The sequence below is a fragment of the Streptomyces ipomoeae 91-03 genome (assembly GCF_000317595.1).
Lineage (GTDB): Bacteria > Actinomycetota > Actinomycetes > Streptomycetales > Streptomycetaceae > Streptomyces > Streptomyces ipomoeae.
Genome location: NZ_AEJC01000014.1, coordinates 1 through 17,703, shown reverse-complemented (window position 1 = coordinate 17,703; position 17,703 = coordinate 1). Strand labels below are relative to the sequence as shown.

General features: G+C 72.4%; 15 protein-coding genes. 7 read left to right on the top strand and 8 right to left on the bottom strand.

Annotated elements, in window-relative coordinates:
• Nucleotides 1–109: 109 nt before the first annotated feature.
• Nucleotides 110–322, bottom strand: a complete 213-nt coding sequence (locus STRIP9103_RS00985; RefSeq protein WP_009293713.1) for a hypothetical protein — start codon at nt 320–322, stop codon at nt 110–112.
• A 208-nt stretch (nt 323–530) separates the two neighbouring features.
• Between STRIP9103_RS00985 and STRIP9103_RS00980 the strand changes: the two genes are divergently transcribed.
• Nucleotides 531–1,739, top strand: coding sequence for a bifunctional adenosylcobinamide kinase/adenosylcobinamide-phosphate guanylyltransferase (locus tag STRIP9103_RS00980; RefSeq protein WP_009293717.1), 1,209 nt, complete (start codon nt 531–533; stop codon nt 1,737–1,739).
• Here STRIP9103_RS00980 and STRIP9103_RS00975 read toward each other — a convergent pair.
• Nucleotides 1,728–2,657 carry a class I SAM-dependent methyltransferase gene (locus STRIP9103_RS00975; protein WP_009293708.1) on the bottom strand — a complete coding sequence of 310 codons (930 nt, stop codon included), beginning with the start codon at nt 2,655–2,657 and terminating at the stop codon, nt 1,728–1,730. The two genes, STRIP9103_RS00980 and STRIP9103_RS00975, sit on opposite strands and share 12 nt — an antisense overlap.
• Nucleotides 2,658–2,854: 197 nt before the next feature.
• On the opposite strand from STRIP9103_RS00975, the gene cobT reads away from it, so the two are divergent.
• Together cobT and STRIP9103_RS49690 are read left to right on the top strand one after the other, a co-directional pair.
• Complete coding sequence (gene cobT, locus STRIP9103_RS00970) at nt 2,855–3,973, top strand: nicotinate-nucleotide--dimethylbenzimidazole phosphoribosyltransferase (protein WP_048819479.1); 1,119 nt, start codon at nt 2,855–2,857, stop codon at nt 3,971–3,973.
• 223 nt (nt 3,974–4,196) lie between these two features.
• The gene (locus STRIP9103_RS49690) at nt 4,197–4,925 is read left to right on the top strand and encodes a hypothetical protein (RefSeq protein ID WP_048819478.1); all 729 of its coding nucleotides are present in this window, start codon (nt 4,197–4,199) and stop codon (nt 4,923–4,925) included.
• On the opposite strand, the gene STRIP9103_RS00960 is transcribed toward STRIP9103_RS49690, so the two are convergent.
• Nucleotides 4,853–5,632 (bottom strand): hypothetical protein, encoded by a 780-nt coding sequence (locus STRIP9103_RS00960; RefSeq protein WP_009293729.1) that lies wholly within the window; start codon nt 5,630–5,632, stop codon nt 4,853–4,855. The genes STRIP9103_RS49690 and STRIP9103_RS00960 overlap by 73 nt on opposite strands.
• Nucleotides 5,633–5,745: 113 nt before the next feature.
• Between STRIP9103_RS00960 and STRIP9103_RS00955 the strand changes: the two genes are divergently transcribed.
• A complete protein-coding gene (locus STRIP9103_RS00955; protein WP_009293715.1) occupies nt 5,746–6,546 on the top strand; it encodes an adenosylcobinamide-GDP ribazoletransferase in 801 nt (266 codons plus the stop codon).
• A 7-nt stretch (nt 6,547–6,553) separates the two neighbouring features.
• Here STRIP9103_RS00955 and STRIP9103_RS00950 read toward each other — a convergent pair whose 3' ends face one another.
• From STRIP9103_RS00950 to STRIP9103_RS00930, 5 genes are all read right to left on the bottom strand, one after another.
• The gene (locus tag STRIP9103_RS00950; RefSeq protein ID WP_009293719.1) at nt 6,554–7,363 is read right to left on the bottom strand and encodes an endo alpha-1,4 polygalactosaminidase; all 810 of its coding nucleotides are present in this window, start codon (nt 7,361–7,363) and stop codon (nt 6,554–6,556) included.
• Complete coding sequence (locus STRIP9103_RS00945) at nt 7,360–8,016, bottom strand: spherulation-specific family 4 protein (protein WP_009293710.1); 657 nt, start codon at nt 8,014–8,016, stop codon at nt 7,360–7,362. The genes STRIP9103_RS00950 and STRIP9103_RS00945 overlap by 4 nt, the downstream gene beginning before the upstream one ends.
• Nucleotides 8,017–8,033: 17 nt before the next feature.
• Nucleotides 8,034–9,587, bottom strand: coding sequence for a hypothetical protein (locus tag STRIP9103_RS00940; RefSeq protein WP_009293702.1), 1,554 nt, complete (start codon nt 9,585–9,587; stop codon nt 8,034–8,036).
• Nucleotides 9,584–11,110 carry a GT4 family glycosyltransferase PelF gene (pelF, locus tag STRIP9103_RS00935; RefSeq protein WP_009293711.1) on the bottom strand — a complete coding sequence of 509 codons (1,527 nt, stop codon included), beginning with the start codon at nt 11,108–11,110 and terminating at the stop codon, nt 9,584–9,586. Before pelF ends, STRIP9103_RS00940 begins: the two co-directional genes overlap by 4 nt.
• A gap of 138 nt (nt 11,111–11,248) precedes the next feature.
• Nucleotides 11,249–13,318: a hypothetical protein gene (locus tag STRIP9103_RS00930; RefSeq protein WP_009293706.1), complete on the bottom strand. Its 2,070-nt coding sequence runs from the start codon at nt 13,316–13,318 to the stop codon at nt 11,249–11,251.
• Nucleotides 13,319–13,751: 433 nt separating this feature from the next.
• Between STRIP9103_RS00930 and STRIP9103_RS00925 the strand changes: the two genes are divergently transcribed.
• The 3 genes from STRIP9103_RS00925 to STRIP9103_RS00915 form a co-directional block, all read left to right on the top strand.
• On the top strand, nt 13,752–15,287 hold the full coding sequence (locus tag STRIP9103_RS00925; RefSeq protein ID WP_009293721.1) for a leucyl aminopeptidase: 1,536 nt from the start codon (nt 13,752–13,754) through the stop codon (nt 15,285–15,287).
• Nucleotides 15,288–15,612: 325 nt separating this feature from the next.
• Nucleotides 15,613–17,001: a dihydrolipoyl dehydrogenase gene (gene lpdA / locus STRIP9103_RS00920; RefSeq protein ID WP_009293723.1), complete on the top strand. Its 1,389-nt coding sequence runs from the start codon at nt 15,613–15,615 to the stop codon at nt 16,999–17,001.
• 70 nt (nt 17,002–17,071) lie between these two features.
• Nucleotides 17,072–17,703: biotin/lipoyl-containing protein (locus STRIP9103_RS00915; protein ID WP_009293700.1), on the top strand; the 632-nt coding region annotated here is incomplete at its 3' end.

The window sequence follows — 17,703 nt, the reverse complement described above, 5'->3', positions numbered from 1 at the left end:
GGCGCGCCCGGGGTCTTTCAGGGGCGCGGGGCTGTGTCGATGTGCGGCTCCGCCGCGTGGGCGCGAGCAACCACACATCACCCGCACCCGCCAAACCGACCCCGGTCGGCTACGCCTCCTGCGCGTGGAGGCTCATCGGGCCGTAGATCTCCGTGTTGTCCTCGAAGAGGCGGACCTGGTCGGCGCCGCCTTCGAGGAGCGCCTTCCAGTGTTCGCCGATCCAGGACTCGGCATCCCCCTGGGTCGTGAACTCCTCGGGCTGGACCGCGGGCTGGACCTCCGTCCCGTCGGCCTTCTCGAAACGCCACGTCCATGCCGCCATGTGAGCCTCCGTAAGTACCGGCCCGGCACCGCACACAGCGCCGAGCAAGATCCGGTTCCCTCTGAGCCTAGGCCCTGTACGCCGGATCATGTCCCAGACGCGGAGAGTTATCGGCGCCGGCGCCCGCCCTCGGCCCGATCCGCCGGACCGGCACCGTCGGACGCGCAAGACCTGCGGGTGTTCATCCGGACGCGGGAAAATCAGGGGTGTGGAACTGACTCTGCTCGGCACCGGTGCCCCCGCGGGACTGCCCCGCCCCGACTGTCCCTGCGCGGTGTGCGCGACCGCGCTCGGCGCCGCCGCGCGCGGAGCCACCGCGGTGCTCGTGGACGGGACGTTGTTGCTGGACCTCACTCCCGGCGTCGCGCTCGCCGCCGCACGGGCCGGGCATTCGCTGGCGGGGGTACGGCAGGTGCTGTTGTCGCATCCGCACGACGGGCCCCCGCTGGAGGTGCCGGTGGGGCTGCCGCGGCCGGGGCGGGTGCCGGACGGGCGGGAGTTGGCGCTGCTGACGGGGCACCGGGTGCGGGCGCGGGCGCTGGACTCGCCCGGGACGGGGTACGAGGTGACCGGGCCGGGTGGGCATCGGGTGCTGTATCTGCCGCCGGGGGGTGCGCCCGCCGGGGTCGAGGAACAGCAGACCGTTGAGACGTACGACATGGTGGTCCTCGATGTGCTGGGGCGGCCCGATGCCCTGGCCCGGTTGCGGGCGGTGGGGGCCGTGGGGCCGACCACCGATGTCATCGCCGTGCATATCGATCATGACGTGCCGCCCGGTGCCGAGTTGGTGCGGCGGCTCGCGGCCGTGGGGGCGCGTGCCGTGCCGGACGGGACGGCCTTGACGGTGGGGGTCTACGAGGATGTGCCGGACGTGCCTCGGCGCACCCTCGTGCTCGGTGGGGCCCGGTCGGGTAAGTCGGTGGAGGCCGAGCGGCGGCTTGAGGCGTTCCCGGACGTGCTGTACGTGGCCACGGGCGGGATGCGGAGTGGCGACACGGAGTGGGCGGCTCGGGTGGCGGCCCATCGGGAGCGGCGGCCCGGGTCCTGGCGTACCACCGAGACCTGCGATCTCGTACCGCTGTTGAAGGACGACGACGGGGCTCCGCTGCTCATCGACTGTCTGTCGCTGTGGCTGACGGATGTGATGGACGCGGTGGGCGCCTGGGACGACGCGGAGTGGGCGGGCGGCGGGGAGCGTGCGCTGCGGGCGCGGGTGAGTGAGCTGGCCGAGGCCGTACGGCACACCCGTCGGACCGTGGTCGCCGTGTCCAACGAGGTGGGGTCGGGGATCGTGCCCGCCACCGCCTCCGGGCGCCGCTACCGGGACGAACTCGGGCGGCTGAACGCGGCGTTCGCGGCGGAGTGCGAACACGTGCTGCTGGTGGTGGCGGGTCAGGCACTGCCCCTACGGGGCTGAGGACGGCCTATGAGGCGGTGGGGGCGGCGGGGCCGTGGGAGCGGTTGGCGAGGTCATGGGGGCGTCCGGGAGTGCTGTGCGGCGCGCGATGATGCGGTGGGCGCGGGGCGGGAAGGGGGCACAGGGGCGGGTGGTGATCACGCGGTAGCCCAGGTACTCCAGCTCGGCGAGCAGGTTGCGCAGGGGCATGAGGTGGAGGGGGCGGGGTCGGTCGTACGGCTTCCAGGGCCAGCGGCGGGCGATGGGCAGGGAGCCGAACGGGCGGACGGGGTCCGGGACTTCGACGAGGAGGTGACCGTCGGGGCGCAGGACGGTGCGGGCGGCGCGGAGTTCCGCGCGGGGGTCGGCGGTGTGTTCCAGGTGGTGGAACATGCTGACCACGTCGTAGCGGGCGCGCAGTCGGGCGGTGATCGCCGGGTCGGTGAGCAGGCCCTGGTGCGCCTCCTCGACGCGTCCGGCGGCGCGGGCCCGTTCGACGCGCGGGGTGGGGTCCAGACCGTCGAAGGCGGTGTACGGGTGGATGTCGCGGGCGGCTTCCGGGAAGTAGCCGTGGCCGGTGCCCACGTCGAGCCAGCTCTCGGGCTCGGGGTACGGGAGCATGGCGCGGGCGGCGATGCGGTGGTGCCGGCGGCGCAGTCGGCCGGCGAGGTCGGAGCGGATGTCGCCCTCGGTGGGGTACCGGTGGTGGCGCAGCAGCAGGCCGTCCGGTGTGGGCCGGGGGTTCTGGAAGGCGTGGGAGCAGTCGTGGCATTCGTCGACCACGAACGTGCCCGGCATGCGCCGCATCCCCTCCGGCGCACGCACCCGGGTGCGCAGGCTCCGTGAGCCGCACCAGGGGCAGTCGTCCCGGCGCGGCTCATGGAACGGATCGGCGCCCGGGGCGGGTTGGCCGGGGTCCGGCCGTGGGGAGGAGGTCATGACGGCTCCCGTGGAACGCGTGGACGGGCTTGCGGGCTGGCTTGCGTATCACCTGGTGGACATTCGCAGCAAAACGGTACGTAAGTAATCGCGGTGTGGGCCGCAATGACGTGCCGGTGATGTGCCGAAGGCCCCGTACGCGAGGGGCTCGCGGTGTGGGGCGGTCGTGTTCGATCGCTGCCGGTACTGTTCGGCGAATGAGCTCGCTTAATCTCGACGACTTCACCGATCTGATCGAGCGCCCCGACGGTGGGGTGCGCCGCGACGCCGAGGCGCGGCGGGAGAGGCAGATCGTGCCGCCCGGGGCGCTGGGCCGCCTCGACGACCTGGGTGAGTGGCTGGCGGCGGCGCAGTCGGCCGTGCCGGTGCGGCCGATCAGCCGCCCCCGCGTGCTGCTGTTCGCGGGCGACCACGGTGTCGCCGAACTCGGCGTCTCGGCGCGGGCCGCGGGCACCGCCGACGAGTTGGTGCGGGCCGTGCTCGACGGCAGCAGCCCCGTGTCCGTGCTGGCCCGGCGGCTCGACGTCCCCGTACGCGTGGTGGACCTCGCGCTCGACTGCGACCCGGACACGCTGCCCGAGGAGGTCGTACGGCATCGGGTGCGGCGCGGGTCCGGGCGGATCGACGTCGAGGACGCGCTGACGGCTCAGGAGGCGGAGGCCGCGTTCCGGGTGGGCGTCGCCCTCGCGGACGAGGAGGCCGACTCCGGGACCGATCTGGTCGTCCTCGGCGATGTGAGCGTCGGGGGGACCACGGCCGCGGCCGTGCTCATCGCCGGGTTGTGCGGGACCGACGCGTCCGTCGTCACCGGGCGGGGCGGGCGGGCGATCGACGACCTGACGTGGATGCGGAAGTGTGCCGCCGTACGGGACGCCCTGCGGCGGGCTCGGCCCGTGCTCGGGGACCAGCTGACGCTGCTGGCGACCGTGGGTGGGGCGGATCTCGCGGCCATGACCGGGTTTCTGCTGCAGAGCGCGGTACGGAAGCTGCCGGTGATCCTCGACGGGGTGGTCTCGGCCGCGTGTGCGCTCGTCGCCCAGCGGGTCGCCTTCCGGGCGCCGGACTGGTGGCTGGCCGGGCAGAACAGTGGGGAGCCGGCGCAGGCCAAGGCGCTGGACCGGATGGCCATCGAGCCGCTGCTCGACCATGGGGTGAAGGTCGGGGAGGGGGTGGGGGCGCTGTTGGCGTTGCCGTTGGTACAGGCCGCTGCGGCGTTGGCCGCCGAGTTGCCCGAGCGGTCGGAGGGCCTTGGCGAGGAGGTCGAGAAGAAGGCGGGGGACGAGGGGGCGGCTGTCGACGACCTGGATGCCACCTAGGCCGGACCTGGATGCCACCCAGGCCAGGGGCGGCGCCCGGTTTTCTCGCCCCCGCCGCCCCTGCCCGTCCCATCCCTCAGGGGCTGCGCCCCGCTTTCAGTTCTCTCGTGTGCGGGCTGCGGAGATCGAGATCACGTGGGTCTCGCTCAACTTCGCGTTGTTCCGGTCGGTCTTCGACATGAGAAACAGCGGGAGAAGAGGATTCGCCGATGAGGGCGTGCGTATGAGGGGGGCCATCCGGGAGAGTGTCGTCCGTTGGGCCCGGGCGGAATGGGGGCCGTTGTACGGCGTCGTACGGTCGGTCCTCGTCCGGCGACGGCTGCGGGCGATCCCTCTGGCTCTCGGGGCCGTCTGTCTGGCCGTCGTCCTGCATCTTCTCCACACCCAGTCGTGGGGCCACCGGTTCGTCGAGAACATCGGGGCCGTGCGCGCCGAGGACCCGCTCTGGCTCGCGCTGCTGCGCACCCCGCTCTCCCTCTTCGTACCGGCGCTGCATCTGCCCGTGTGGGGCGCCCTCGCGCAGATCGTGCTGGTGTTCGGGATCGCGGAGATCTGTCTCGGGCGGTGGCGGACCGCGGCGGTCGCGTACGGGGCCACGCTGGCCGGCACCCTGTACGCGCGCGTGGGCATCGCGCTCGGCCCGGAGTTCCCCCTGCTGGGGCTGCCCGCCTCGGACAGGTGGGTCGTGGACACCGGGCCCTCCGCGGCCGTGGTCGGGCTGGCCGTGGTCGTGGCGTGGCGTCACCGCGCGTACGTCACGGCCGGCGCGGTCGTGGTCGGGATGGTCGTCGAGGTACTGGTGAAGGAGAACCTGGCCGGCAAGGAGCATCTGGCGGCGATCGCGGCCGTGCTGGTGGTGTGCGGGGTCGTCGCCGTACGTCAGCGGCGGTCGGCCGACTCCCCCACCTCGGAGTGGGGCGCCGCGTCGGGGCTGCCGCCGATCCAGTCCTGAAGGCGGCGGCTCGGGCCCGTCCAGCGGCGGTCGTGGTGGTAGGCGCGCAGCTTGGCGCGGGCGCGGGCGCGCGGGCGGCGACGGTAGAAGCGGCGGGCCCAGGCCGAGGCGGGGCGGGCCAGTCGGATCGCGCCGACGACGGCGATGAGCGGGACGATGACGCCGAAGATCGCCATCCGTGCCTTGCCCTTGCTCAGGGCGATCAGGGCGAAGAGGAAGTTCGTCCCGATGCTGAGGATGACGGCCCCGCGGTCCTGGAGTTCGTCGTCGCTGAGGTCGTTGACGCCGAACGGGAGGAAGCCGCCCAGCATCAGGCCGACCAGGGCCGCCGTCACCGCCACCACCTCGACGCTCTTGCGGCCCTGCTCGGTCCAGTACACGTCGTCGAGGTGCAGGATCAGCGCGAACTCGTCCAGCACCAGCCCGGCACCCATGCCGAACAGCGCGGCGGAGATCAGCGCGCCGAGGCCGTGCCCGTCGCTCGCGACCGAGCCGAAGCCACCGGCGACGGTGAGGACGACGCCGGGGACGACGTGGTGGATGTGCACGCCGCCGGCGCCGCTGACGTTCCGGAACGGTCCCTTGCCCGCCCGGATGAGACGGGTGATCACCCTGGTGATCAGGAACGTCAGTACGAACGCGGCGAGGGCGACGAGCAGCGGCAGCTTGCCCGGCTCGACGACGTTCCGCTCCCACCAGTGACCCATACGCGCACTTTATGCATGGATGACCGGCACGCCTTGTCCATGGCTGCCGTTCGTGTGTTCCCAGGGCCTGGCGGCCGGTTCGGGTGCTCCCGGCCGCCGGGTACTCTGCGCCGGTGTCCACGACCCCCGACTCCAGGCCCACCCTCGCCGACGGTCTCCGTTTCGCCTTCGGCACTCTGACCGTGCTGCCGGTCCGGGTGCCCCGCTGGGACCGCGAGGCGGCGCGCACCGGGATGCTGTGCGCGTCCGTCGCCGGGCTGGTGGTCGGACTGGCCTCGGCCGCGCTCGGCGGACTCCTGCTGTTCCTGGGCGCGGGGGCGCTGCTCGCCGCCGTGGCCTCCGTCGCCGTACCGGCCGTACTCACCCGTGGGCTGCACCTCGACGGCCTCGCCGACACCGCCGACGGCCTGGGCAGCGGCAAGCCGGCCGAGGACGCCCTGCGCGTCATGAAGCAGTCGGACATCGGCCCGTTCGGCGTCATCACCCTCGTGTTCGTCCTGTTCGCGCAGGTGGCCGCGCTGGCCCAGCTGTACGGCGACTCCTGGGCGCGGGGTGCGCTGGCCACCACCGTCTCGGCGACCACCGCCCGCCTGGCTCTGACCCTGGCCGCCCGCACCGGCGTACCGCCCGCCCGCCCGGACGGTCTGGGCGCGGCGGTGGCGGGGGTTGTGCCGGTGCGGGGCGCGATGATCGCCGCAGTCACATTGGCGCTGGCAGCAGCCGGCGTGGGGGCATTCCGGGGGCCCTACGACGCCATCCACACGGCCCTCGCCGTCCTCGCCACCCTCGTGGTGGCCGAACTCCTCCTACGCCACTGCGTACGCCGGTTCGGCGGGGTGACCGGCGACGTCTTCGGAGCGCTGGCGGAAACGGCGGCGACCACCGCGTTGGTCATACTGACGTTCGCTTTCTGAGCGTGGCTCAACAAGCCTCCCGCCAGACCCCCAACTCCCACTTCTTCAGCAACGAACTGAGCCGAAGACGCCGAGACCCAGGACAGAACTCACTCGTCTCCATCTCGTACTCCACATGGAAAACCGCCTTGTCGGCCTCGATGAACGGCGTCAACTCCTCGCACTCCTCGTACTGCGCACACTGCTCGTTCACCGCGAAGTCGAAGTCATCGACCAGCTCCGGCACCTGGTCGAGGTCGTTCTTCAGCCCCACAGCCATCCCCCGCTCATGGGCGAGCCGTGCGATCAACCGGTTGTAGCGGAGCTGATCCGCGGGCTTGAGGGCGAAGCCCGTCTCGTTGCGGTAGCCGTCCATGTTGTCGGGCTCGACCGCGTCGAAGCCCTTCCCCTCGCACATGTCGAGGCGGGCGGCCATGAGGGGTTCGAGGAGGTCGAGCCGTCGGATGTCGAGCCAGTGTTCGCCCTCCCAGCCGTTGCCCTTGCCAATGACGGACTTGGGGAAGTCGTCGGCGTCGGGGCGCCAGTCCTCCCAGGCGCCGGTGGAGAGGTAGCAGATGACCTTGCGGCCGTCGTCGTGGAGGTCGGCGACGGTGTCCGCGGAGTGGTCGAAGCCGTCGATGTCGTACACGGGTACGTCGATCGAGGTGTCCAGGCGTCCGCTGAGCTGCCACTGCCAGTCCGTGCCGGGCCTCGGCTGCCAACGGCCGCCCGCGTCGGTGTCCTTGCCGGTGCCCGGCCTGTCGTCGGGGGCGGTGGTGCAGCCCCCGACCAGCAGGAGCAGGGTCAGCAGGGTGCTGCGGGCGAGGGCGCGGCTCATCGGGGCTCCAGGGCGTGGGGGAACGTACCCCAGGGATGATCTCCCACGCCGGGGACCGCACAGTGCACGGCGGCGCCCCGCGTGCGGGCGAGGTGTCCTACATCGACGTCCGGTGGCACCCCGTACACCAGATGGCACACCTGTGTCCCCAGGCCGCCTCTGTCGCCCGGCCAGGGCGGGAGCCGTAGTTCGCGGTACGTCTCCCAGGTGCCCTCGAAGGTGACGACGAGGTCGGCGATGCGGGCGTAGGCCGGGTGCGGCGGGGTGCCGTGGTTGAGGGCGAGCGTGGCGCGGCCGGCGCCCCAGACGGCCGCCGCGAGCCGCCGGTAGTAGTCGAACTCGCCCAGTCCGGCGGCCACTTGGTCGAGGAAGACACCGTCCGCCCGGTACCAGGCCCGGTGTCGGGTCAGGTCCCGTACGACCTCGGGGACGGCTCTGCGGCCGTAGGCGGTGTCCACGTACCCGAGCACCCGTACGCCCGCACCCCGCAGCCGGCCGGTGACCTGGAGGAAGGCGGGGTCGGGGGCGTCGCCGGGGCCGTCGGCCGGGTTGAGGACGACGCCGTAGAGCCGGGGTGCCGCCGCGACGAGGGCGTCCCATTCGGCGGGGCGGGCCGAGGGGTGCTCGTAGTAGGGCACGAGCAGCGGCTTCACGGTGCTGTTCGGTGTACTCATCGGTGTGCCGTCGCCCTCCCCAACAGGCCGCAGACCAGGCCGACCTGGAGGGCGGCGGTCACGGCGTACACGGTGAGGCCGAAACCGTGCGAGCCGCCGCCCACGCGGGTCGCCAGGGCCACCGTCTGGACGAGAGCGGCGGCGCAGCACACGACGGCCGCACTCAGCACGGCGCCGAACGACTGGAGCAGCAGGCCGGTCCAGAGCACCACGCCCAGCAGGAGCAGGCCCGCGAGGTGGCGGCTGTCGACGCCCGGGGCGTGCGGCCACAGCTCGGCGGTGACGTGGGCGAGGACGACCAGGGAGGCGAGATACCCGGCGAGACACTGCACGAGGGTCACGGAGGCGGCCCGCCGGAAGGCCCCCGGTGTGCTGCTGGCGCGCAGTCCGGCGAGGCCTCCGCCGCGGAAGCGGTACAGCAGCCACTCGGCGGGCCCCATGCTGAGCGTGAGAGCCACGGCCGCCGGCGCCGCGACCGCGCTGTGCTCCGCGTGGGGGATGAGCCCCCGGAACGTCGCGAACATGACGAGGGCACCGGTGCCGAGGCCGAAGAACGCGTACGGGAGGGAGGCCGTGAGCCGGGGCCCGGCGGGCGGCTTCTTTGGGGTGGCGCCGGGTGCGCCGAAGGGCAGCAGCGCGGCGAGTCCGGCGGCCCAGCCACCGCCGCCCTGCTTCCCTACGGTGTCGGCGTCGCCCGACTCCCCCACCGCCGGGGCCACTTCGCGTGCCGCGAGGACCGTCACCGCGGCCAGGGAGGCGGCCAGCAGGGTGAATCTCGACCAGTCGGGTACCTGGTGGACCAGGGCGAACAGGGCGCCCGCCGCCATGGGCGACAGGGCGTGCAGCAGGGCCCCTTCGCGGCCCATGACCAGCAGTACGGTCGCGGCGGCCAGGTAGCAGGACTGTCCGGCGGCCAGAGCCACGGCGCCCGAGGCGTGGGAGCCCGCCGCGAGGAACGCGACCGCCGAGCCCAGCAGCGCGCCGACCGGTGCGCCGAGCAGCAGGCAGCGGCCGGCGGCGGTACGGTCGCCCAACCCGAGCCAGGAGTACGCCCGGTGGGCGAGCCCCTGGTTCCAGGCCCAGCCGCACAGGGCACCGGCGAGCAGCGGGACCGTACCGGCGGGGAGGCCGAAGCCGTCGCGCGGGCCGGCGAGGAGGGGTGCGCCCAGGAGGTAGCCGAGGCCGGGCAGGGCGAAGACGAGGCCGCGCAGCAGACAGGCCGGCAGGCCGATCCGCCAGGGGTCCGGCGCCGGGCCCGCCGGTTCGGGGTGGGCGCGCTCCACGCGTTCGTACAACTCCTCGGCGAGCGCGAAGGCGTTGCGGTAGCCGTACCGCTCGCGCACCTGGTCGTCGGACATGCCGTCGGACTCCAGCAGCGCGGCGATCTCGTCCGGGTGGACGGCGGCGGCGATGAAGTCCCGCAGCCGGTCGGCCAGTTGGTCGATGGGGTCGGGCTCGGCCCAGCGCGGTGGCTTCGGGCGGGGCCGGAGGGCCGGGGGGCGGGTGTCCTGGGGCGTGCCCGGGCGCGGGGTACGAAGGCTGTCGCTCACCAGTGGGTTCCGTCCGTCGACAGGTTCTGGTACCAGGGGTCGCGCAGTTCGAGGGTCCAGTCGGCGACCGTCGCCGGCGCGGGCTCGTAGACGACCTCGTCCCGTCCGGCGAGTTCCTGGTAGATCGTGCGGAAGGCGTCGACGGAGCGGCGGAGAGTGAACCGGTCGATGACGCGCTGACGGGCCGATGAGCCGAGCGCCAGGCGGCGTCGGTCGTCGTGGAGGAGGGCGAGGGCGGCTTTCGCCATCTTCTCCGGCTCGCGCGGAGGGACGACGAGGCCGGTGTCGCCGACCGCCTCGCGGACCCCGCCGACGTCCGTGGCGACGGTCGGGCGCCCGCAGGACATGGCCTCGATGAGGGAGAACGGGAAGCCCTCGGAGATGGAGGACAGCATCACGACGTGCCCGGCGGCGTAGGCGCGCCACACCTCGTCGACGCGGCCCTCGAAGGTGAGGCCGTCGGTGACGCCCAGTTCGGCGGCGTGTTTCTCCAGGTCGGTGCGGTACTCCTCGCCGCCGGGCGGCACGGGGCCGAAGAGTCTGAGCCGGGTCTCCGGGAGCTCGGCGCGGACCAGGGCGTACGCGTGGAGCAGCGTCTCCAGGTCCTTGATGGGGTCGACGCGACCGCACCAGGTCAGGGTGGGTACGTCGGGTTCGGGGCCGGCGTGCGGGAAGGCGGCCGGGTCGACGCCGTTGTAGACCGTGCGGATCTTCTCGGCGTCGGCGCCGCCGCGCTCCTCCCAGCGGCGGTTGTACTGGTTGCAGGGGGTGATGAGGTCGGCGGCGCGGTAGCCGAGGGAGTTCAGCGCGCGGTGGAAGCCGAGCAGACACGCCTTCACGGGCCAGCGCTGGTCGCCGGCGCGGTGGCCGAGGTAGCGCTCGCGGAGGTAGACGCCGTGCTCGGTGAGGAGGAAGGGGACGCCGTCGAGTTCGCGGGCGGCGAGGGCGGGCAGGGCGGCCAGGCCGTTGCTGACCGCGTGGGCCACACAGTCCTCGGGGAGGCGGGCGCCCAGCGGTCGTAGGGCGTGTTCCAGCAGGTCGGTCGCGGTGAGCGCGTCGTGGACGGTGGGGCTCGCGGCGGCCGTCGGCAGATGCGGCAGCGTCCAGACCCACATCAGCGAGCGCAGCGCGGACTCGGTGCGCAGGGCCGCCGACAGGCGTCCGTCGCGGGCGAGTCCGGCCAGCTCGTACAGGGCCTCGCCGAAGTCGCAGGGCGCGGCGGGGTCGAGGAAGGAGAGCAGCAGACGCTCGTAGGCGTCGGTGAAGCGGCGGCGGGCCCTGCCGTACGGGGCCTGCCGGCGGCCGGGGCGCGGGCCCCAGGTCGGTACGCGGGTGTGCCGGTAGACGTTCGGCGGCAGTTCCCAGGTCACGGGTTCGCGGCCGGTGCCGGTGAGCGACACGAGGTGGAACTCGACCTCGGGCATGCCCTTGACGAGCTGGTCGCACCAGGTGCTGACCCCGCCGTGGGCATGGGGATAGGTGCCTTCGGTGAGCATGGTGACATGACGGCCGGTGGGCATCATGCGGTGTCCCCCTGTGGACGAGCTGACGGCTCGGAGAAACGCGCCCCGGCCGGCCAGAGGGCCGGGGCGTGGGTGCTGGCTGCTGTGCTGCGCCGCGCTGTCGGTCTGTTCAGGCGGGCAGTCTGGGCGTGGGGCTGGTCAGGCGGGCAGTTTGAGCGTGAGGGCGGACTGCGGGGTCGCGGGTGCGTCCCAGGCGGAGCGTGCGCCCGCGTACGGGGTGCCGAACGCGGTGGTGCCGAGCGGGAGTTTCTTCTGGGTCCCCTCGGGTGCGGTCACCGGGATGGAGGTCCCGGCGGGCGCGGTGACGGTCACCGTGGTGCCGATCCGGTACGCGGTGACGGTGCCGCCCGCGAGGGCGGTCTCCCAGGCCGCCCGGCGTTTCAGCTCCGTGCCGATCGCGCTCTGGCGGAGGTTCTCCAGCGGGGTGTCGGCGGCGTAGAGCGCCCGGTAGTCGGCGAGCACCCGGTCCAGGACCGGGTAGAGCAGCCGGTCCTCGGCGAGGTTGGACTGGTGCGCGTAGTGCGGGCGCGGGTCGTTGCCGGTGGCGTGCAGCAGGGCGGTACGCGCCTCTTGCGGGACGATGTGCGACGCGTAGCCGGTGGCCGGGTCCAGCGGGGCGGCGAGGCAGGTGGAGGTGGCGTCGTTCTCGCAGACCCCGCTGCCGCCGTCGGCCGCCGAGGTGTAGACCCAGTTGTACTCGTCGACCATCTCCGCGGCCGTGCCCACGTTGTAGTACACGTTCATCGGGTGGCGCGGCACGGTCAGGGCGGCGCCCACCGGACGCTGCTCCGGCTCGCGGGAGTCGTCCGAGGCGATCCAGGTGACACCGTTGTCGGCGAGGGCGCCCGCCAGGTTCGGGTTGTCGTCCGGCTGCTGCGGCAGCGTCCTCAGACCCGAGTGCTCGCCGGTCACCAGCTCGCCCCGCTGGACCGGGAGACCGTGGGCGACCGCCCAGTCGTGGTTGTCGCGGATCTGCGCGGAGATCTCGGCCCGGCCGAGGTACCGGGTGGTGCCGTCCGCGTTCTTCGCGCAGCTCCACGGGACGGTCGAGGTGTCCTGGACACAGCCGAGGTACTGGTGCGTGTAGGTGTGGTTGATCCAGCGGAAGGCGTTCCGGTCGGCGAGCAGCTGGTCGGTGAGGGCGTCGGCGCCGCCGTTCGCCTCCTTCCACGCCTCGCCGCTGCCCCCGTTGTGGACCAGGTCGAGGGTGAGGCCGCTCGCCTGCTGCCACTGCCTCGCGTACACGGCGTCGGCGGCGGTCATCCGGATCGGCGTGGTCCCCTCGCCCCCCTCGGTACCGCAGTCGATGCTGCCGGGTGTGCAGTCGTTCTCGGTGTCCCAGCGGCTGTCGGGCGCGAAGACGTCGTCGACGTGGACGGCGAAGTAGTTCCGGCTCCGCCCGAGGTGCACCCCGTCCGTCAGCCACTCGACGATGCCGCGGGCGAGGACCCGGAACTGCCGCTGATGCCGGTTGTGGGCGAAGGTGACGACCAGCTCGCGGCGCCCGTCGTGGGCGTACTCGCCGACCAGGCTGCCGCGGCCGGAGCCGTCGGGCACGTCGATGTCGAGGTAGCTGGTGTAACCCTCGCGGGGTCGGGCCACGAAGCCGTAACTCTCCTGCACGGACGGGGAGTTGTCGTCGAACGTGACCGGTCCGTCCAGGTAGCCGAAGAAGCCCGCCCGCCCGGCGTCGGTGATCGCGGCGGTCCGGCCGTCGAGGGAGCCGGCCCAACCGCCCTCGCTGGTGTGGTCGAGGCCGACACCGGGGTGCGCCCACGTGTAGGCGTCGACCTGCGGGATGCCGTACGTCCGCTCGTAGGCCTCCAGGGCGGCCCGCTCGGGCGAACCCTCGCCGAACGGGGTCTCGTTGGGGAGCACCACGCCCTGGTATTTGGCGCGCGGGGTGCCGTCCACGGTGCCGCTGAGGAAGGCGGGGCTGATGGTCGGGCGTCCCGGGTCATTGAGGTTCACCCTCGTGTAGGGGATGCCGTTGCTCCTCAGCTCGACGGTGATGGCCTGGACGGGGCTGTCGCCGTTGTCCACGACCAGCACCTTGAGATCGATGCGCGGGGCGGGGGCCGCCGAGGACGCGACCGCATCGGCCGCCGAGGCCCCCGGTGCACCCGGTGCGCCCGGTCCCGCCGTCAGCAGGCCCGTGGCCGTTATGACGGCGGCCAGGTTCCCCCATCTGTGCACGCGGTAGGCCATGAACGCCCCTCCCCCGACGGGATCCCCCGGTGCTCGAACGGTGCTCGAAGCCGGGCGGATCTGCGGAAATGATGCAAACCGATGAACTGATCACTCACGGATCCCGATGAGTGTGACCCAGGTCATGGGTTGCGAGGGCCGAGAAATGACCATGAGGCCACACAGGGGTGATCGTTCGCAGAAGTGACCGAAATCGAGCACCGCGTTTAGGGATCCCCCTATGCCGAAGTCATGGGGATCTCCCTGCACGACCGGAGGCCGAAGTCAGGGAGGCTGGTCGAAGCGGACACCGCACGGGCGGCAGGGCCCGTGACAGGGCCCGCACCCCGGTCCGACGGGCCGAACAGGGCCTAGGCTCGTTCTTGGCACGTCGACCCACCGTGACCCATCCGTTCGGCCACCGAAACTCAATCGGAAGCGAGATTTCACCACCGTGACTGCTCTCACTCTCAGCACCGCCGCCGCGTCGGGCCTCCGCGCCGACGCGATCGTCGTCGGTGTCGCGAAGGGCGCCGAAGGCCCGGTCGTAGCGCCGGGTGCCGACGCTGTGGACAAGGCGTACGACGGCAGGCTGGCCGGCGTCCTGGAGACCCTCGGCGCCTCGGGCGCGGAGGGCGAGGTGACGAAGCTGCCCGCGCCGTCCGGCTTCAAGGCGCCGCTCGTGGTGGCGGTGGGCCTGGGAGCGGAGCCCGAGAAGGACGGCTCGTTCGGCGGGGAGGCGCTGCGCCGGGCGGCCGGTGCCGCGGCCCGGGCGCTGGCCGGCTCCAAGAAGGCCGCGTTCGCGCTGCCGCTGGCCGACGCCGACGCGGTGGGCGCCGTCGCCGAGGGCGCGCTGCTCGGCGCGTACTCCTTCGACGCGTACAAGGAGAACAACCGTCAGGCCAAGGACGCCAAGGCGAAGAACGGCAAGGCGCCGCTCGCCGAGGTCGCCCTGCTCGGTGCCAAGCCCCGCGACCGCGCCCACAAGGCCGCCGCCGAGCGCGCGATCGCGGTGTCGGAGGAGCTCAACCGCGCCCGCGACCTCATCAACACCCCGCCGAACGACCTGAATCCGGAGGCGTTCGCCGCCGTCGCCCAGGCCGCGGCCAAGGAGCACGGCATCAAGGTGCAGGTGCTCGACGAGAAGGCACTGGAGAAGGGCGGCTACGGCGGCATCCTCGGTGTGGGCGCCGGATCGGCGTCCGCGCCCCGGCTGGTGAAGCTGTCGTACACCTCGCCCCAGGCGAAGAAGCACCTCGCGTTCATCGGCAAGGGGATCACGTACGACTCGGGCGGTATCTCGCTGAAGCCCGCCGGGCACAACGAGACGATGAAGTGCGACATGAGCGGTGCCGCCGCGGTGTTCGCGGCCGTCGTCGCCGCCGCCCGGCTCGGCCTGGAGGTCAACGTCACCGGGTGGCTCGCCCTCGCCGAGAACATGCCGTCCGGCTCCGCGACCCGGCCGGGTGACGTGCTGCGGATGTACAGCGGCAAGACGGTGGAGGTGCTGAACACCGACGCCGAGGGCCGGCTGGTGCTGGCCGACGCGCTCGCCAAGGCCTCCGAGGAGAAGCCGGACGCGATGGTCGACGTGGCGACGCTGACCGGCGCGATGATGCTGGCGCTGGGGAACCGGACGTTCGGGATCATGGCCAACGACGACGCGTTCCGCTCCGCGGTGCACGAGGCCGCGGAGGCCGTTGGTGAGGCGGCTTGGCCGATGCCGCTGCCGGATCACCTTCGGAAGGGCATGGACTCCCCCACCGCCGACATCGCGAACATGGGTGAGCGGTACGGGGGTGGGCTGGTCGCCGGGTTGTTCCTCAAGGAGTTCGTGGGTGAGGGGATCACCTGGGCGCACCTGGACATCGCCGGGCCCGCCTTCAATGAGGGGGGTGCCTTCGGGTACACGCCGAAGGGCGGGACCGGAAGTGCCGTGAGGACCCTGGTGCGGCTGGCGGAGTTGGCCGCCTCCGGCGATCTGGGGTGAAGGTCGCCCATTGACTCGGGTCGTCCTGTTATAGGGCGACTGCGAGTTGTGTGTGGTTGATCGCTCCCCCACTCTCGGCTTCGCTCGAGCGGGAGGGACCCCCATCGCGGCGGAGCCGCACATCGATACAGCCCCGCGCCCCTTCCAGGGGCGCGGGTGTGCGACCTGTCACACACTGGCCCGGCGTCTCGTTCCGTCTCGACAAGTGCGAAGATGGGGCTCGGCAGGACAGGGCCCCACCACAGGGCCGAAGTAGAGCGGCCGGACACCAGCCGCCGACCGGTCACCGCAGACCGGCGTGGCGCACATGCATGGAGGACGTGACGTGGCGAACGACGCCAGCACCGTTTTCGACCTAGTGATCCTCGGCGGTGGTAGCGGTGGTTACGCCGCGGCCCTGCGCGGGGCGCAGCTGGGCCTGGACGTCGCCCTGATCGAGAAGGACAAGGTCGGCGGCACCTGCCTGCACCGGGGATGCATCCCCACCAAGGCCCTGCTGCACGCGGGCGAGATCGCCGACCAGGCCCGCGAGAGCGAGCAGTTCGGTGTGAAGGCCACCTTCGAGGGCATCGACGTACCGGCCGTCCACAAGTACAAGGACGGCGTCATCTCCGGCCTGTACAAGGGTCTGCAGGGGCTCATCGCCTCCCGCAAGGTCACCTACATCGAGGGCGAGGGGCGTCTCTCCTCCCCGACCTCCGTCGACGTGAACGGCCAGCGCGTCCAGGGCCGCCACGTGCTCCTCGCGACCGGCTCCGTGCCGAAGTCGCTGCCGGGCCTGGAGATCGACGGCAACCGCATCATCTCCTCGGACCACGCTCTCGTCCTGGACCGCGTGCCCAAGTCCGCGATCATCCTGGGCGGCGGTGTCATCGGCGTCGAGTTCGCCTCCGCCTGGAAGTCCTTCGGCTCGGACGTCACCGTCATCGAGGGTCTGAAGCACCTCGTCCCGGTCGAGGACGAGAACTCCTCCAAGCTTCTTGAGCGCGCCTTCCGCAAGCGCGGCATCAAGTTCAACCTGGGCACCTTCTTCTCCAAGGCCGAGTACACCGCCGACGGCGTCAAGGTCACCCTCGCCGACGGCAAGGAGTTCGAGGCCGAGGTGCTGCTGGTGGCCGTCGGCCGCGGGCCCGTCTCGCAGGGCCTGGGCTACGAGGAGGCCGGGGTCGTCATGGACCGCGGCTACGTCCTCGTCGACGAGTACATGCGCACCAACGTCCCGACCATCTCCGCCGTGGGTGACCTGGTCCCGACGCTCCAGCTCGCACACGTCGGCTTCGCCGAGGGCATCCTCGTCGCGGAGCGTCTGGCCGGTCTGAAGACCGTCCCGATCGACTACGACGGTGTCCCCCGTGTGACGTACTGCCACCCGGAGGTCGCCTCCGTGGGCATCACCGAGGCCAAGGCCAAGGAGATCTACGGCGCGGACAAGGTCGTCGCTCTCAAGTACAACCTGGCGGGCAACGGCAAGAGCAAGATCCTCCAGACCGCGGGCGAGATCAAGCTCGTCCAGGTCAAGGACGGTGCCGTGGTCGGCGTGCACATGGTCGGCGACCGCATGGGCGAGCAGGTCGGCGAGGCCCAGCTGATCTACAACTGGGAGGCGCTCCCCGCCGAGGTCGCCCAGCTCATCCACGCCCACCCGACGCAGAACGAGGCGCTCGGCGAGGCCCACCTGGCCCTGGCCGGCAAGCCCCTCCACTCGCACGACTGACTGACCCTCGGTCGAAACACGTCGAAGCGACGACCCAGACTTCCGCAATTCGTAAGGAGCAACAGAAACCATGGCGGTTTCCGTAACCCTTCCGGCGCTCGGCGAGAGCGTCACCGAGGGCACTGTCACCCGCTGGCTGAAGGCCGAGGGTGAGCGCGTCGAGGCCGACGAGCCGCTGCTCGAGGTCTCGACCGACAAGGTCGACACCGAGATCCCCTCGCCCGCCGCCGGTGTCCTCGCGTCCATCAAGGTCGCCGAGGACGAGACGGTCGAGGTCGGTGCCGAGCTGGCCGTGATCGACGACGGCACGGGTGCGCCCGCCGCCGCCCCGGCCCCCGCCGCCGAGCAGGTCGCCCCGCCGGCTCCCGAGCCGGCCCCGGCCGCCCAGCCGTCCACCGAGCAGGCCGCCCCGGCGCCGGCTCCCACCGCCGAGGCCGCCGCCGGCGCCGGCTCCGCCCAGGGCACGGACGTCGTCCTGCCCGCGCTGGGCGAGTCCGTCACCGAGGGCACCGTCACCCGCTGGCTGAAGGAGGTCGGCGACTCCGTCGAGGCCGACGAGCCGCTGCTGGAGGTGTCGACCGACAAGGTGGACACCGAGATCCCGGCGCCCACCTCCGGTGTGCTGCTGCAGATCGTGGTCGCCGAGGACGAGACCGCCGAGGTCGGCGCCAAGCTGGCCGTCATCGGCGCTCCCGGTGCTGC

Excerpts from the sequence above, each read along its gene's own strand:
- STRIP9103_RS00960 (WP_009293729.1), bottom strand. The coding sequence starts at position 5,632 with ATGGGTCACTGGTGGGAGCGGAACGTCGTCGAGCCGGGCAAGCTGCCG.
- STRIP9103_RS00930 (WP_009293706.1), bottom strand. The coding sequence starts at position 13,318 with ATGGCCTACCGCGTGCACAGATGGGGGAACCTGGCCGCCGTCATAACG.
- cobT (WP_048819479.1), top strand. The coding sequence starts at position 2,855 with ATGAGCTCGCTTAATCTCGACGACTTCACCGATCTGATCGAGCGCCCC.
- STRIP9103_RS00950 (WP_009293719.1), bottom strand. The coding sequence starts at position 7,363 with ATGAGCCGCGCCCTCGCCCGCAGCACCCTGCTGACCCTGCTCCTGCTG.
- STRIP9103_RS49690 (WP_048819478.1), top strand. The coding sequence starts at position 4,197 with ATGAGGGGGGCCATCCGGGAGAGTGTCGTCCGTTGGGCCCGGGCGGAA.
- pelF (WP_009293711.1), bottom strand. The coding sequence starts at position 11,110 with ATGATGCCCACCGGCCGTCATGTCACCATGCTCACCGAAGGCACCTAT.
- STRIP9103_RS00985 (WP_009293713.1), bottom strand. The coding sequence starts at position 322 with ATGGCGGCATGGACGTGGCGTTTCGAGAAGGCCGACGGGACGGAGGTC.
- STRIP9103_RS00975 (WP_009293708.1), bottom strand. The coding sequence starts at position 2,657 with ATGACCTCCTCCCCACGGCCGGACCCCGGCCAACCCGCCCCGGGCGCC.